The sequence below is a fragment of the Streptomyces pyxinicus genome, from assembly GCF_024753135.1.
Lineage (GTDB): Bacteria > Actinomycetota > Actinomycetes > Streptomycetales > Streptomycetaceae > Streptomyces > Streptomyces pyxinicus.
In genome coordinates this window covers 1-14,133 of record NZ_JANUGP010000031.1, presented here as the reverse complement: position 1 = coordinate 14,133, position 14,133 = coordinate 1, and the positions used below count along the sequence as shown (strand labels likewise).

The following is a 14,133-nucleotide window of genomic DNA, read 5'->3' as shown; positions in this document are numbered from 1 at the left end:
CGGGCGGATTCTCCTTGCACCACGGTCTCACACGCCACTCGAAGTGTCGCCGCGCCGGGTCATGATCGCCGCCGCTGCCCGACGGCATATGCCGGGGACGCCGGCGGCGGGAGACGGGAGTGTGCCCCCGGGCCTCGACGCCGGAGCGCGTCTCAGTTCTGACCGCTCGTCAGTTCACGCTCGTCCAGGGTGCTCAGTGTGCCGTCGGCGGCGGCCCGTTCCAGGCGCAGCCGGGCCGAACGTCCGCGCAGCGTGAGGGTCATGAGCTGGTTGCCGAACCACGGTCCGCCCCGCTTGCGCCACTTCACGGGCGGCGCGGGGCAACGGCCGTGCCGGGCCAGGAGCCGGCCCAGCAGCCGGGCCGGGGCGCTCCAGCCGAAGCGGAAGCCGAGCCGTATCGACAGCGGCACCGAGTTGTGCACGGGCGAGCAGGTGAGCTGCACGACCTTCGCGCCGGGTCCGCCGGCCGGCCAGGACGCCTCGGCGAGATAGCCGTGGTGCACGTCCCCGGAGAGCACGCACACGCTCGCCGGTCCCGCCGAACCGGCCTCGGCGAGCAGCGCGGCGAGATCGGCGAAGGAGTCCGGGAAGGCGGCCCAGTGCTCCAGGTCGGCCCCCTGGCGCACCCGCTCCCCGAACGCGGCCCAGCGTCCGCCGCGCTCCCCGGCGCACAGGGCCGCGTCCCAGCGCTCGGCGTCGTCCACCAGATGCGGCAGCAGCCAGGGCAGGGAGGTGCCGACCAGCAGATGGTCGTACGACCCCGCACCGGCCAGCAGCTGCTCGCGCACCCAGTCCCGCTCGGCCGGATCCAGCATGGCCCGGCGGTCCTCCCGGAGCACCCGGGCGGCCCGCGAGTCCACCATCACCAGCCGGACCCGGCCGAAGTCGCGCCGGTAGCTCCAGCGGACCGAGGCGGGATCGGTGTCGGCCCGCGCGGCGAGGGCGCGCAGCGCGGCGGTGCCGTCCGGGGTCGCGCACACCTCGGCGTACACAGGGTCGGCGGCGAGTTCGCCCGGGGAGAGGTTGCCCAGGTGCTGGTACACCCAGTACGACATCAGGCCGCTCAGCAGCCGCTCCTGCCACCAGCCGGTGGCGCGCACGCCGGCCAGCCAGGCGGCGGAGGTGTTCCAGTCGTCGATGAGGTCGTGGTCGTCGAAGACCATGCACGTGGGCACGGTGGACAGCAGCCAGCGCACCTCGGGGTCGAGCCAGGACTCGTAGTAGAGGTGGCAGTACTCCTCATAGTCGGCGACCTGGCCGCCCGGGGGCTCGGCCAGGTCGCGGCGGGCGGCCAGCCACCGCCGGGTCGGCTCCGAGGTCTCGTCGGCGTAGACCTGGTCGCCCAGCAGCAGGAGCACGTCGGGGCGTTCGGCCTCGGGGGCCGCCGCCAGCCGGGTCGCGAGGGCGTCCAGCGCGTCCGCGCCGACCGGGTCCTTGCCGTCGGCCGGGGGAGCGGCCCAGCGGCAGGAGCCGAAGGCGACCCGCACGTCGTCCGCGTCGGACCGGGAGCGGATCACGGAGGGCGGGAAGCGCGAGTCGGGCGGCGGCCACACCGCGCCGCCGTCCAGGAACACCTCGTACGACGGCGCGCTGCCCGGCCGCAGCCCGCTCACCGTGACGAGGGCGTAGTGGTGCCCGGCCACCTGGAAGGTGTGGGCGATGCCGCCCGAGCCGTCGGAGCAGCGCACCTCGGCGGCGCACGGCCGGCTCGTCTCGACCCAGACGGTCGCGGACGCCCCGTCGTTGTACCTCAGCAGCGGACCCAGGCGCAGTTCGGCCACGGGATCAACCTCCTCCGTCGCACCGTACGGTACGGAAGAGGCGGGTGGCGGGGACAGGGGGGCGGGGCCGGCGCAGCGGGATGCCGGTCCCGTGCCCGGCCGGCGAGCGGGGGCCGAAGGCGCGCCGACCGGTGGCGCCGTGGGGCGATTCGTGCCCGCGATTCCGTGCATTGGCATGGACCTGACGTCCATGGGTGACTAGGCTCTGCCCCGCCACACGTGAGAGCGCTCTCATCATCGGCTGTTCCACCCCCACCCCTGGAACGACGAAGGGCAACCCCCATGAGACGCAGAAGACTCGCGCATGCCGCGCTGGCCGGACTCCTGGTCGTCGGCGGACTGGGCGCGGCGGCGGCCTTCCCCGCCTCGGCGACCGGATCCGCCCCCGCCCACCGCGACGTGTCGGCCAGGCCCGCCTCGGACGGCATCCTCACGGCCATGCGGCACGACTTCGGCCTGACCCCCGAGCAGGCCGAGGCGCGGCTCGCGGACGAGAAGACCGCCACGGCGCTCGACCCGAAGGCCCGCCGGATCGCCGGGGCGGCCTACGCGGGCTCCTGGTTCGACGCCCGCAGCGGACGCCTGACGGTGGCCGTCACCGCCGACGCTCCGGCCGCGACCCGCCGGGCGCTCGACGCGGCCGGCGCCGACGTCCGCACCGCCCGCCACTCCGCCCGTCGACTCGACTCCGTGAAAAGCCGCTTGGACCGCCTCTCGGCGCCGTCCGGGATCAGCGGCTGGCACGTCGACGCGAAGGCGAACAAGGTCGTCGTGGACATCGTCCGGGAGGACCGCTCTGACAACGATGTCCAGCGCTTCCTGGCCAAGGTCCGCGAGAGCGGCCCCGTCACCGTGAAGACCGTCGCCGACGCACCCCGCACCCTGGCCGCGGGCACGGTCGGCGGCGACCCCTACTACACGGGCAACGTCCGCTGCTCCATCGGGTTCTCGGTGTACGGCGGCTTCGTGACCGCCGGGCACTGCGGACAGCCCGGCGCCGGGGTGAGCGGCTGGGACGGCTCCTACATCGGCACCTTCCAGGGCTCCTCGTTCCCGGACAACGACTACGCCTGGGTGAGCGTCGGCAGCGGCTGGTGGACGGTTCCGGTCGTGCTCGGCTGGGGCACCGTGTCCGACCAGCTCGTGCGCGGCTCGGCGGTGGCGCCCGTCGGCTCCTCCGTCTGCCGGTCGGGCTCGACCTCGCACTGGCACTGCGGGACCGTGCTCGCGCTGAACGAGACCGTCAACTACAGCCAGGGCGCGGTGCACCAGCTCACCAGGACGAGCGCCTGCGCCGAACCGGGCGACTCCGGCGGCTCGTTCATCACCGGCGACCAGGCACAGGGCACCACCTCGGGCGGCTGGGGCAACTGCTCCAGCGGCGGCGAGACCTGGTTCCAGCCGATCAACGAGATCCTCGGCCGCTACGGCCTGACCCTGCACACCTACACCGGCTGACCGTTCGTTCCGTCACGCACCCGGGGCCCCGTGCGCACGGGGCCCCTCCGGCCGTGCATGCTGCTGCCGCGCCGCCTGGAGTACCTCGTCGCGCTCGCCCGAGAACGCCACTTCGCCCGCGCGGCAGCCGCCTGCCATGCCTGCCATGTCTCCCAGCCCGCACTGCCGGCGGCGATCCGCAGACCGGAGCACGAGCTGGGCGTGCCCGTCGCGCGGCGCGGCCGGCGCTGCGGGGGACTGACCCGGGAGATCCCGGAGTCCTGGTCGCGGGACGCGCCCTCCGCGACGCGTACCTCATCGTCGACGCCGACGTCCGCTCTTACTCGGTCACCGGGTGGCCCCCGCCGCTGCTCCGAGGGGAACGGCCTAGATGGCCATGGCCTCCTGGAGCCAGCGGGTCACGCGGTACGGCAGCCACCAGGCGAGGGTGTCCACCCGGAGGACCAGGTGCTCCTCGGTCAGCTCCGCCAGGATGTCGGCCGGGACGTCCGTGTGGTGGCAGCCCTGGCCGAGACGGGTGACCGCGTCCGGGTAGCGGGGGTCGTCCGCGGTGAAGCGGCGCAGGTCGCCCCAGCGCCGGTCGCGGATCTGGAGGAAGCCGGGGCCCTGACGCCACACCAGCTTGCAGAGGTAGTGCCGGGTGCGCCAGGCGTGCAGCGCGGTGGCCGGGTCGCTGGGCCCGGTGAGGTCACGGGGCGGTTGCAGGTGGGACAGCACCTTCCAGACCTGGTCGGCGTGGTCCTCGGGCAGCCGCAGGTCCCAGTCGACCTGGACGGCGCGCGCGGTCAGGTCGCGGATCAGGCGGAGCCGGTCGAGCGCGGCCCGGGCGGCCTCCGGGCCGGGTGCCACGAGGTCCACGGGGCCTTCCAGTTCGGCCCGGCGGGTGCCCATCGCCCACAGCCGCTCGGCGGTGGCGGCCTCGGTGCCGAGCGGGATGCGGCCCAGGGACATGCCCGGCAGCGACCGGGCCTCGGTGTCGTGGTCGCGCCAGGCCAGGACGGCCGGGGGCGGGGTGCTGGGTGCCATGGCGGCTCCTCGGGAAGGGCGGGGTGGGGCCTCAGGACAGCGCGGGGGCCGGTTCGGGCGCCGGGCGGGAGTGCACGTGGTGCATGTAGTCCAGGCGCAGCAGGTCCTGGTTGACGGAGGCGGGCGCGAGGTGGACGTACTGGCCGGCGTCGGTGAACGTGATGCCCAGCTCCGTCCACTCGTCGAGCAGGGCCCGCACCTGCTCCGGCGTGCGGTCGGCGAACGCGGGGCCGGCCGTGGCCTTGCGGTGCAGGGCGGCGGGGGAGTGCGGCTGGTCGAGGAGGCGGAACAGCGCGACCTGGAACGGGTCGGCCAGCCGTATCGTCCGCCACGCGAAGGCGTGCCGCCGGCTGACGAGCACGATCTCGTCGCCGAGGTCGGTGTGGGTGAGCCGGGCGTCGGTGTGGTGCTTCTTCCACGTGACGATGCCGTCGTTCAGCCGGGTCACCGTGTCCTCGCCGATGCCGCGTTCCGGTGCCTGGAACACATAGGCCAGGTCGTGCAGTTCGCTCTCGGGCAGGTCGTAGGTGAAGAGGTAGTGCTCCTCCGGGCGCAGGCCCGTGAAGCCCAGCTCGGGCCGGTTGAAGTAGGGGCTGAAGCGCTCGATCGCGATCCGCGCCGACTGGTCGACCGGTGGGTTCAGGTGCTCAAGGGCGGGCAGTTGGCGGATCACCGGCTCGTAGTCCTCGGCCGTCTCGCCCGGGAAGCCGTGCAGGTAGTTCCAGGACACCGACAGGCCGGTCTCGGCCGCGTCCCGCAGCATCCGCACGTTCTGGCAGCCGCTGACCCCCTTGTCCATCAGGTCCAGCACCCTGCTGTTGAGGCTTTCGATGCCCGGCTGCACGTAGATCAGCCCGGCGTCGGCGAGCACCTGGAGCTGCGGGCGCCGCATGTTCGCCTTGATCTCGATGTGCATGCGCAGGTCGTAGCCGCTGTCGATGATCCGGGGCAGCACGGTGGACAGGTACCGCATGTCCAGGATGTTGTCGACGACGTACATGTCGAGCACCCGGTGCCGCTCGGCCAGGTCCATGATCTCCCGGTAGAAGGTGTCCGGGCTCTTGCTGCGGAACTCCATGAACGAGCCGTTCAGCCCGCAGAACGTGCAGTGGTGCTTCTCCCCCCACCAGCAGCCCCGCGCGCCCTCGACCACCAGCTTCGGCTCCACCCAGTTGCGGGCCACCGAGCCCGCGAGCCGCTCGAAGTAGCCGCTGTAGTCCGGCGGCAGGATCGCGGCCGGCGGCAGTGGACCGCTCGGCATCGGATTGGCGGCCGGGACGCCGTCCGTACGGTGGCACAGTCCCGGGATCGAGGCGGCCGCCTCGTCGAGCGTGCCGTCGCGCACCGCCTCCAGGAGCCGGGGGAACGCGTCCTCGCCCTCACCGCGCACCACGAAGTCCACGAAGGGGAAGTTCCGGTGCACCGCCGCGCCCTGCTCGGCGTCGCAGTTGGCGCCGCCCATGACCGTCACGATCCCGGGGGCCAGCCGCTTGATGTGCCGGGCCGCCGCCAGGGCCGCCGTGTTCTGCTGGAACGTCGAGGTCAGCCCCACGACATCGGGTGCCAGGGCGGCCACCCGCTCGGCGATCATCTCCACGAACTCCGGTACGACGGCGTGCAGTTCCCGGGTCATGCGCATCCGCGAGGAGCGCAGCCGGCCCGACATCACCTCGGTGAACTCGGCCTCCTTCCAGGCCGGGTCGTCGTACAGGGCGCTGGAGAACACCCAGTCGCCGCAGCCGAGGAAGTAGGAGGAGAGCGCGTAGTACTCGTAGTCCTCGGCACTGAACCCGGTGCGGCGGGTGATCCAGTCGGTGAACTCCAGGTTGGCGTGCAGCACGTCGCACGACGCGCCCGGGACGCGTTCGTCGACGCTGCGTTTGAGGATGCCCAGCGCCAGGGACGGCAGATCGATGGGCGACCAGGGCATGTTGAGGAGGAGAACACGCACGGACGGCTCCTTGGGGAACGCGTGGAGAGGGCGTGGGCGGACGGTCGGCGGGGGCGGTGAGCCCGGCCGGCCCGCGGCACTGCGGGCCGGCCGGACCGTGGGTCACTCCTCGGTGTCGTCGCCGCCCTCGTCCGCGTTGCGGAACGGGACGGTGATGGTGATGCCGATGCCCGGCTTGCGGTTCTGCTCGTCGCCCGCGAGCGGGTCGTTGTGGATGATGTCCTTCTGCACGGTGCTTCTCCGTTTCTGTGAGTGGGGTGGTGCTGTGCACACCCGGTCCCGCTGTGGCCTCAGCGGGGCCGGGGCCCTCCGGCGGGTGCCGGCGGACGTCCGGGGGCGCGGCGCGCCGGTTCGGGCAGCCGCGCGCGGAGAAAGGCCAGGGAACGCCGCAGTACGGCGACATGTGCCGCGCCGTCGTAGCCGTCGTGCCCGGTGTCGAGCCACATCGCCTCGTGCGGCACGCCCGCCGCGGTGAGCGCGTCGAGATAGGAACGGATCTGTCCGGGCGGGCACTTGGTGTCGTGGAGGGCGCCGACGACGAGCAGCGGAGCCGTCACCGCGGCGGCGTAGGTCAGCGGCGAGCTGGCGGCGTACCGCTCGGGCACCTCGTCCGGGGTGCCGCCGAACATCCGCACGTCCAGCGCCCGCAGCGCCGGTGTGGTGGCCCGGTGCGCGGCGGCCCAGTCGGCGACCGGTTTGACGGCGACGCCGGCCTGCCACCGCCCGGGGCTGCGGCCGAGGGCGAGCAGCACCAGATAGGCGCCCCAGGACACGCCCCACAGGGCGGTCGCGTCACCGGCGATCAGCCCGGCGGACACCAGGTCGGCCCGTACCGCGTCCAGGTCCTCGGTCTGGGTGTGCCCGACACCGGCCGGGAAGGCTCCCCGCCAGCGCGGCCCGTACCCCGTGGAGCCCCGGTAGTTGACGCGGACCACCGCGTAGCCCGAGGCGACCAGGGAGTGCACGGTGCCGTCGTAGGCGTCCCGGTCGTGGTCGGCCGGACCGCCGTGCACCAGGAACACGGCCGGCGGCGGCGCGCCGCCGCCGGCCGGTTCGGGCAGGCTCAGCAGGGAGTGCACGCGGCCCCACGCCGTCGGCGTCCAGCGGTCGGTGTGCCGGCCGGGGACCACGACCCGCGGCCCGGTGGGCGGCAGGTCGACGCCGTCCGTGGCGCGCGGCACCGGCCGGTGCGCGGTGGTGGTCCACAGGTAGTCGACGGCGCCGGCCGTCCGGGGCGCCGCGTCCAGCAAAGTGCCGGCCGGGGTGGGGACCGGGGTGCGGCGCCGGGCGGCGAGGGACACGCGGTGCAGCAGGGAGCGGCCGTGGCGGTCCTGCCGGACCAGCACCTCGCGCCGGTCCGGGTACCAGCGGGCGCTGATCTCGGTGCCGAACGCGCACCAGGGGTGGGTGCGCAGCCCGTCCCCGGGCGTCCAGGTGGCCAGTGCGTACCGGTCGCCGAGATCCCGTACGAGCAGCAGTTCGCGGTGTCCGGGCAGCGGGGAGAAGCCCTGGCACCACAGCCCGGGGCCGGGCAGCGTGGCCACGGTGCGGCCCCGCGGGGTGAGGACCGTGACGGCCGCCTCGTCGTCGGCCGACGACGCCAGCGCGATCAGCGTCCCGTCGGCGCTCAGCCCGCCCAGCCGGCCCGCGCGGGACGGGTGCGGCACCTCGCGCGGCACCCGGCCCCGGTGGCCCACCAGCACCACGGTCCGCCGGTCCAGGGCGACGGCCGCGGCCACCGTCCCGTCCGCCGTCACCGCCAGCCCCCGGGGCAGGCCGGCCGGGGCGCCGGGCAGTCCCGGCAGCCGGGGGCCGCCGTCGAAGTGCCGGTACCACCAGCGGCCCCGCCCCGCCGCGTCCTCGTCGAACCACCACACGTACCCGTCGGCGTCGATGGCCCGGTGCACGGTGCCCGTACGGCTGACCGACACCTGCCGCGCCCGCCGGGACCCGGCGTCCCAGGTGAAGACCTCGCAGCGGCCGTCGGCGTCCGCGGTGAACACCATGCGCCGCCGGTCACCCGGGCAGACGTCGGGCAGCGCGGCGACGAACACCTGATAGGGCCGGCCGGGGCCCGCTCCGTCGGGGGACACGCCCACCGCCCCCGGGTTCACGGCCGGCCTCCCGAGCCGGCCGGGCGCAGCACCGCACGTGCCCGGAGCCGGGTGTGCAGCGCCAGCACCGCCAGTACGGCGCCGGCGCCCAGGGCCGCCGCCCGGCCCCCGCCCCGATCCACCAGCAGGGCCGCGCACAACGGGGCCGCGGCGGCGCTCACCGCCGAGCCCGCGGCCAGCACGGCACCGGCCCTGGCCTGCGCCTCGCGGGGCGCGGCGAGTACGGCCGCCGTACCGAGGACGACGGTGACCACCGGCAGCAGCGCGCACATCACCGAGAAGCACAGCGCCCACACCCACGGCCCCTCGGCCACCGCCAGCGCGGCGCACGGCGGCAGCAGCAGCCAGGTGGCCGCCGTCAGCGCCCGGTGCGCGCCCAGCCGCCGTACGACGCGTGCCGCCACCAGCGAACCGGCCAGCCCCGCGCCCCCGGAGGCCGCGAGCACCCCGCCGGTCACGGTACTGCCCGAGTCGCCGCCCAGCACGAAGACCGCGGTGTAGAACAGCAGGCCGAGCACCCCGCTCGCCACCGACGACCAGCACAGCACCAGACGCAGGACGGGCGAGCGGAGCACCACGGCCAGTCCGGAGCGCAGGTCACCGGTGAACGCGCGCGGAGGGGGACCTTCGGGGGTGTCGAGGGGGGTGCGGATGGCCCGGGTGCCGAGGGCCGTCACGGCGTAGGTGACCGCGTCGGCGGCGAACGGCAGGAAGCGGGCGATACCGAACAGGGCGCCGCCCAGCGCCGGTCCCAGGACGAGGGCCGCGTGATCGCCCGCCTGGAGACCGGCCACGGCGCGCGGCAGGTCGTGCTCCGACGCCAGCCGCGACAGGGTGCCGCGCGCCGCCGCCTCGTACGCCGTCGAGCACAGCCGCTCGACCAGGGCCAGACCCAGCAGCAGCCACAGCGGCGGACGCCCGGGCCCGAGGCAGGCGAGGGCGAGCCCCGCCATCGCGAGCGCCGCCGGCACCGCCGTCCCGGTCATCAAGGCACGCCGGTGCCCCCGGTCGGCCGGCACCGCGACCAGCGGTCCCAGCAGTACCCCGGCGAGCGCGCAGACACCGGCGAACCCGCCCGCGGTGCCGGGGCCGTGCCCGAGGTCGAGCAGCAGCAGCGGCAGGACGAGGCCGGAGGCCTGACTGCCGAGTCCGTCGAGGGCGTTGGTGCACCACAGCACGGCGGTGTCGCGGCGGCTGCCGGCCTCCGGCCGTGCCGGCTCGGCCGGGGGCGACTGGCCACCGGTGCGCAGCGGTACGTCCGACGCTTCCATGTGCCCCACCCCCTGAACGCCCGGCCGGCCGCCACCGCGGTCGACGGCGGAGGCATGCGGAACCACACGGCGCTCCGGACGACCGAGCTGCCATGTGGGGAAAATGTGTGCGAAGTGCGAAAGCGTGCCGGAGCCTAATCACCCCGGTGTGAGGGGAACAAGGGCCTGGAGACCTCCACGGGTCACCGGCCGTGAGCGAAGATGGCCGACAGTCGTCTGGCCTCTGCCGGGTGCTTCTCGCCGCACCGGCTCCGGTCGCGGTCCGGCGGGCGGGAGCGCCGCACTTCGCGATAGCGCACCTGGCCGATCTCCGCCGCTCCGCCCCGCCGCGGTGGCCGATCTCCGTCGCTCCGCTCCGCCGTGGTCCGGACCGGCGAGGGCCGCACGCCCGGACGGTAGCGGGCGGATCGGGACGGACCTCCGTGGAAGCCCGCATTCCGGCGTTGCGTTACGGGAAAAGGCCGCCGACGCGAGCGAACCGGGTGCGCCGCCGGTGGCGGGCCGTGGGCCGCCCGGCGACCGGGCCGGTGGCAGTTTCACTTTGGCCGACAACGCGCCCCAACGGATACCCAAGGACGATCACCCGCACACCGGCAGAGGCGGTCCCGGTCAGTTCTGGCGGGCGTGCACCGGGCTGTTCGCGACCTCCTCGGGGCACTTGTGGTGCGGATCGCGCTTGCGGCGGTCCCGTCCCCAGTCGAACGTCGCCAGTGCCAGCGACGCCAGCATGCCGACCAGGGCGGCGGCCAGCGCCGTGACGAGGGCGCCGCGGTAGTCGTGCGACCTGCCGAGCACCACGTAGAAGAGGCCCGGCAGCGCGGCCGTGCCCACCGCCGCGCCGAGCCGCTGCCCGGTCTGCAGGGCGCCGCCCGCCGCGCCCGCCATGCGCACCGGCACGTCCCGCAGCGTCATGGTGATGTTCGGCGAGACCACGAAACCGCCGCCCACACCGCCGAGGAAGAGCAGCGGCGCGGCCAGCCACGGGGCGCTACCCAGCGGCGCGAGCCGCAGCAGCGTCGCCGTCCCGCCGATGCCGACGATCACGCCGGTCAGACCGCACACGGTGAGCAGCCGCCCGAACCGCTCCACCAGACGGCCGGCGACCACGGCCGCGATGGCCGAACCCACCGCGAAGGGCGTCACCGCGAGACCGGACTTCAGCGGGGAGAAGCCGAGACCGCGCTGGTAGAACAGGGCGAACACCAGCCAGACACCGCTGAAGCCGATGAAGTACAGAGTGCCGACCCCGGCACCGACGGCGTACCCGCGCACCGTGCTGAACAGCCGGGGGTCCAGCAGCGGCTGCGTTCCCTTGGCGACCAGACGCCGCTGCCACTGGACGAAGCCGACGAGGATCACGGCGCCGACCGGGAACAGCCACCACAGCCGCGTCAGACCGCCGGAGTCCGCCTGCACCAGGGGGTACATCAGCGCCAGCACCCCGAGGCCGAGGAGCAGCACCCCGGGCACGTCCACGTGCCCCCGGCCGGAGCGGCTGAGCCGGGGCAGCAGCCGGCGGCCGAGGAGGACCGCGAGGATGCCGATCGGGACGTTGACGTAGAAGATCCACCGCCAGCCCTGCGGGCCCGAGGCCAGGGCGAGGATCGCGCCGCCGGTGATGGGCCCGGCGGCCGAGGAGATCCCGACGGTCGCACCGAAGAAACCGAAGGCACGGCCGCGCTCGGCGCCCCGGAACATCTGCTGGATCAGCGCGGAGTTCTGCGGCGCCATGAAACCGGCGGCGAGGCCCTGCGCCAGCCGGGCCACGACCAGCAGCGTGATGTCCGGCGCCGCCCCGCAGGCCGCGCTGCACAGCACGAAACCGCTCAGGGCGAGCAGGAAGATCCGGCGCCGGTCCAGCGCGTCGCCCAGCCGCCCGGCGGTGACCAGCGCGAGGGCGAAGGTGAGCGCGTACCCGGACACCACCCACTGCACCTGCGCGGGGGAGGCGCCCAGGTCGCGCTGGATGGTGGGCAGCGCCACCGCGACGATCGTCACGTCCAGCAGGCTCATGAAGCCGGCCACCAGGGTGACCCACAGCGCCCGCCAGCGCCGCGGGTCCGGCTCGGCACCGTCTTCGCTGTGCTGTGCGCCCTGGCTGGGGCCACCCGTCGCCGACGCTGTCACCTGGGCTCCTCTCACCGGGCCTGCATACCGGGCGGACCAAGTTCCCCACCGGGGCACGGCACACACCCCCGGGGTCGAGCCTCTCACCGGGCGGCCGGACCGTCATCCTGCCAAGATGATCACTCGGCGTAGGGGCTCGTACGCGGGGCGAAGGCGGCAGTTTGAACGCGGGGCAACTGCGCAGGCGTGGACCGTGGCTCAGCGATCGGCGAAAGAGAACAGTGGTATGACGACGACCGAGAACGACGAGACGGTGGACCCCGCCGCACGACGGCGCCACCGGATACTCTTCCGGGCGGTCGAACGCCGGCGCAACCCGAAGCTGCGCCGCAGCGACATCACCGTGACCGACGAGGCGGCCGTCAAACGCGCCACCAAGGCGGCCGCCCTCGGCAACGCCATGGAGTGGTACGACTTCGGCATCTACAGCTATCTCGCCGCCACCCTCGGCAAGGTCTTCTTCCCCTCCGGGAACGACACCGCCCAACTGCTCAGCTCCTTCGCCACCTTCGCGGTGGCCTTCCTCGTGCGGCCGGTCGGCGGCATGGTCTTCGGGCCGCTCGGCGACAAGGTCGGCCGCAAGCGCATCCTCTCCATCACCATGATCATGATGGCGGTGGGCACCTGCGCCATCGGCCTCATCCCCTCGCACGCCACCATCGGCCTGTGGGCGCCGGCCCTGCTGATCCTGTTCCGGCTGGTGCAGGGCTTCTCGACCGGCGGCGAGTACGGAGGCGCCTCGACCTTCATCGCGGAGTACGCGCCCGACAAGCGGCGCGGCTACTTCGGCAGCTTCCTGGAGTTCGGCACCCTCGCCGGCTACGTCGGCGCCTCCGGGCTCGTCGTGATCCTCACCAGCGCCCTCAGCGACTCCCAGATGCTCCAGTGGGGCTGGCGCATCCCCTTCCTGGTCGCCGCGCCGCTCGGCCTCATCGGCCTCTACCTGCGGCTGAGGCTGGACGAGACACCCGCCTTCCAGAAGCTGGAGGGCGGCCAGGCCAAGGCCACCGAGGCCGCCGACACCGTGGAGACCTCCGCCGCCGCCGACCTCGGCAAGATCTTCACCCGCTACTGGCGGCCGCTGGTGCTGTGCCTCGCGCTGGTCGCGGCGTACAACATCACCGACTACATGCTGCTGTCGTACATGCCGACCTACCTGTCCGACGAACTCGGCTACGGCACCAACCACGGACTGCTGATCCTGCTGCTCGTGATGGTCCTGCAGATGTGCGTCATCAACCAGGTCGGCCGGCTCTCCGACCGCTTCGGACGCAAGCCGCTGCTGATGACCGGCATGCTCGGCTTCCTGCTGCTGTCCGTGCCCGCCTTCCTGCTCATCCGGCAGGGCAGCGTCGTCCTCATCACGATCGGCCTGCTGCTGATGGGGCTCTCCTTGGTGGCGATGCTGGGGACGATGTCCGCCGCCCTCCCGGCGATCTTCCCCACGCACGTGCGCTACGGCTCCCTCTCGGTCGCCTACAACCTCGCCACCTCCGTCTTCGGCGGCACCACCCCGCTGGTGATCACCGCGTTGATCAGCGCCTACGGCACCAACCTGATGCCGGCCTACTACGCCACGGCCGCCGCGGTCGTCGGCGTCATCGCCGTGCTGTGCATGCCGGAGACCGCCAACAAGCCGCTGGCCGGCTCGCCGCCCTCGGTCGAGACGCAGGAAGAGGCCGACGAGATCGTCCAGACCCAGACGCCGCTGCCCCGCTTCTGAGGCACCGGCTGCGTGCGCCTCGAAACCCCGCCGCCGTACGACGAGTTCGGGGGCGAAGTACCCGGCGACCGGACGTTTGCGCAGGCAGGTGCGGGCAACGCGAAGGTCATGACTGAATCCAGTGGCACCAGCCGGAACAACACGGCACAGAAGGAAACCGGGGCCAAGGCGCGCGACGCGGCCGACAAGGCCACCGCGCCCGCCTCCCAGGCGGCGAAGAAGGCCGTCTCCGCCACCGACGACGCGACGTCCGCGGCGAAGGCCGGGACCGCGAAGGCGGCCGGGGCGACCGGCGCCGCGGCCCGTACGGCGGCCCGGGGCGTCGAGTCGGGACGCCAGGCGGTGATCACCGCGTCCGGACGGGTCGCGACCACGGCGAAGACGGCGTGGACGGTGATCGCGCACCGCAAGGCGATCGCGGCCGGGGTGGGCGCGGGCCTGACCGCGCTGACCGCGACGTCGTACGCGCTCGGCCGCCGGGGCCGGAGCCGGTCGTTCGGACCGCTCACCCGTCTCACCCAGGGCCGTATCTGACATGCCGTCAGGGCCCGGAGCGACGGGTGACGGCAGGGACCGCGGGTCGGCGACCGCGGTCCCTGCCGGTACGGCGGGCCCCGGCCCACCCCCCGCTGTCACACCCCTACTCCGCGGGCCGCGGTCCCCCTTGGCCGCGCCCTTGCGG

General features: G+C 74.0%; 10 protein-coding genes and 1 pseudogene. 4 read left to right on the top strand and 7 right to left on the bottom strand.

Annotation, left to right across the window (positions count from 1 at the left end):
* Nucleotides 1-152: 152 nt before the first annotated feature.
* Nucleotides 153-1,781, bottom strand: a complete 1,629-nt coding sequence (locus NX794_RS29840; protein ID WP_258782494.1) for an alkaline phosphatase D family protein — start codon at nucleotides 1,779-1,781, stop codon at nucleotides 153-155.
* 282 nt (nucleotides 1,782-2,063) lie between these two features.
* Here NX794_RS29840 and NX794_RS29835 point away from each other — a divergent pair, with 282 nt between their 5' ends.
* Nucleotides 2,064-3,239 (top strand): S1 family peptidase, encoded by a 1,176-nt coding sequence (locus tag NX794_RS29835; RefSeq protein WP_258782491.1) that lies wholly within the window; start codon nucleotides 2,064-2,066, stop codon nucleotides 3,237-3,239.
* Between the two features lie 57 nt (nucleotides 3,240-3,296).
* Nucleotides 3,297-3,488, top strand: a pseudogene (locus tag NX794_RS29830) (LysR family transcriptional regulator); the annotation flags it as partial.
* Between the two features lie 117 nt (nucleotides 3,489-3,605).
* Here the strand turns inward: NX794_RS29830 and NX794_RS29825 are convergent.
* The 6 genes from NX794_RS29825 to NX794_RS29800 all read right to left on the bottom strand — a co-directional run bounded on the left by NX794_RS29825 (nucleotide 3,606) and on the right by NX794_RS29800 (nucleotide 11,728).
* Nucleotides 3,606-4,265: a DUF5825 family protein gene (locus NX794_RS29825; protein WP_258782490.1), complete on the bottom strand. Its 660-nt coding sequence runs from the start codon at nucleotides 4,263-4,265 to the stop codon at nucleotides 3,606-3,608.
* A gap of 31 nt (nucleotides 4,266-4,296) precedes the next feature.
* Nucleotides 4,297-6,216, bottom strand: coding sequence for a RiPP maturation radical SAM C-methyltransferase (locus tag NX794_RS29820; RefSeq protein WP_258782489.1), 1,920 nt, complete (start codon nucleotides 6,214-6,216; stop codon nucleotides 4,297-4,299).
* Between the two features lie 102 nt (nucleotides 6,217-6,318).
* Nucleotides 6,319-6,447: a hypothetical protein gene (locus NX794_RS29815; RefSeq protein ID WP_258782488.1), complete on the bottom strand. Its 129-nt coding sequence runs from the start codon at nucleotides 6,445-6,447 to the stop codon at nucleotides 6,319-6,321.
* A 59-nt stretch (nucleotides 6,448-6,506) separates the two neighbouring features.
* On the bottom strand, nucleotides 6,507-8,309 hold the full coding sequence (locus NX794_RS29810; RefSeq protein WP_258782487.1) for a S9 family peptidase: 1,803 nt from the start codon (nucleotides 8,307-8,309) through the stop codon (nucleotides 6,507-6,509).
* A gap of 17 nt (nucleotides 8,310-8,326) precedes the next feature.
* The gene (locus tag NX794_RS29805; protein ID WP_258782485.1) at nucleotides 8,327-9,601 is read right to left on the bottom strand and encodes an MFS transporter; all 1,275 of its coding nucleotides are present in this window, start codon (nucleotides 9,599-9,601) and stop codon (nucleotides 8,327-8,329) included.
* Nucleotides 9,602-10,210: 609 nt separating this feature from the next.
* Nucleotides 10,211-11,728 carry an MFS transporter gene (locus tag NX794_RS29800; RefSeq protein WP_258782484.1) on the bottom strand — a complete coding sequence of 506 codons (1,518 nt, stop codon included), beginning with the start codon at nucleotides 11,726-11,728 and terminating at the stop codon, nucleotides 10,211-10,213.
* Between the two features lie 226 nt (nucleotides 11,729-11,954).
* On the opposite strand from NX794_RS29800, the gene proP reads away from it, so the two are divergent.
* Together proP and NX794_RS29790 are read left to right on the top strand one after the other, a co-directional pair.
* The gene (proP, locus tag NX794_RS29795) at nucleotides 11,955-13,451 is read left to right on the top strand and encodes a glycine betaine/L-proline transporter ProP (protein ID WP_258782482.1); all 1,497 of its coding nucleotides are present in this window, start codon (nucleotides 11,955-11,957) and stop codon (nucleotides 13,449-13,451) included.
* A 108-nt stretch (nucleotides 13,452-13,559) separates the two neighbouring features.
* A complete protein-coding gene (locus NX794_RS29790) occupies nucleotides 13,560-13,985 on the top strand; it encodes a hypothetical protein (RefSeq protein ID WP_258782481.1) in 426 nt (141 codons plus the stop codon).
* The last annotated feature ends 148 nt before the right edge of the window (nucleotides 13,986-14,133 follow it).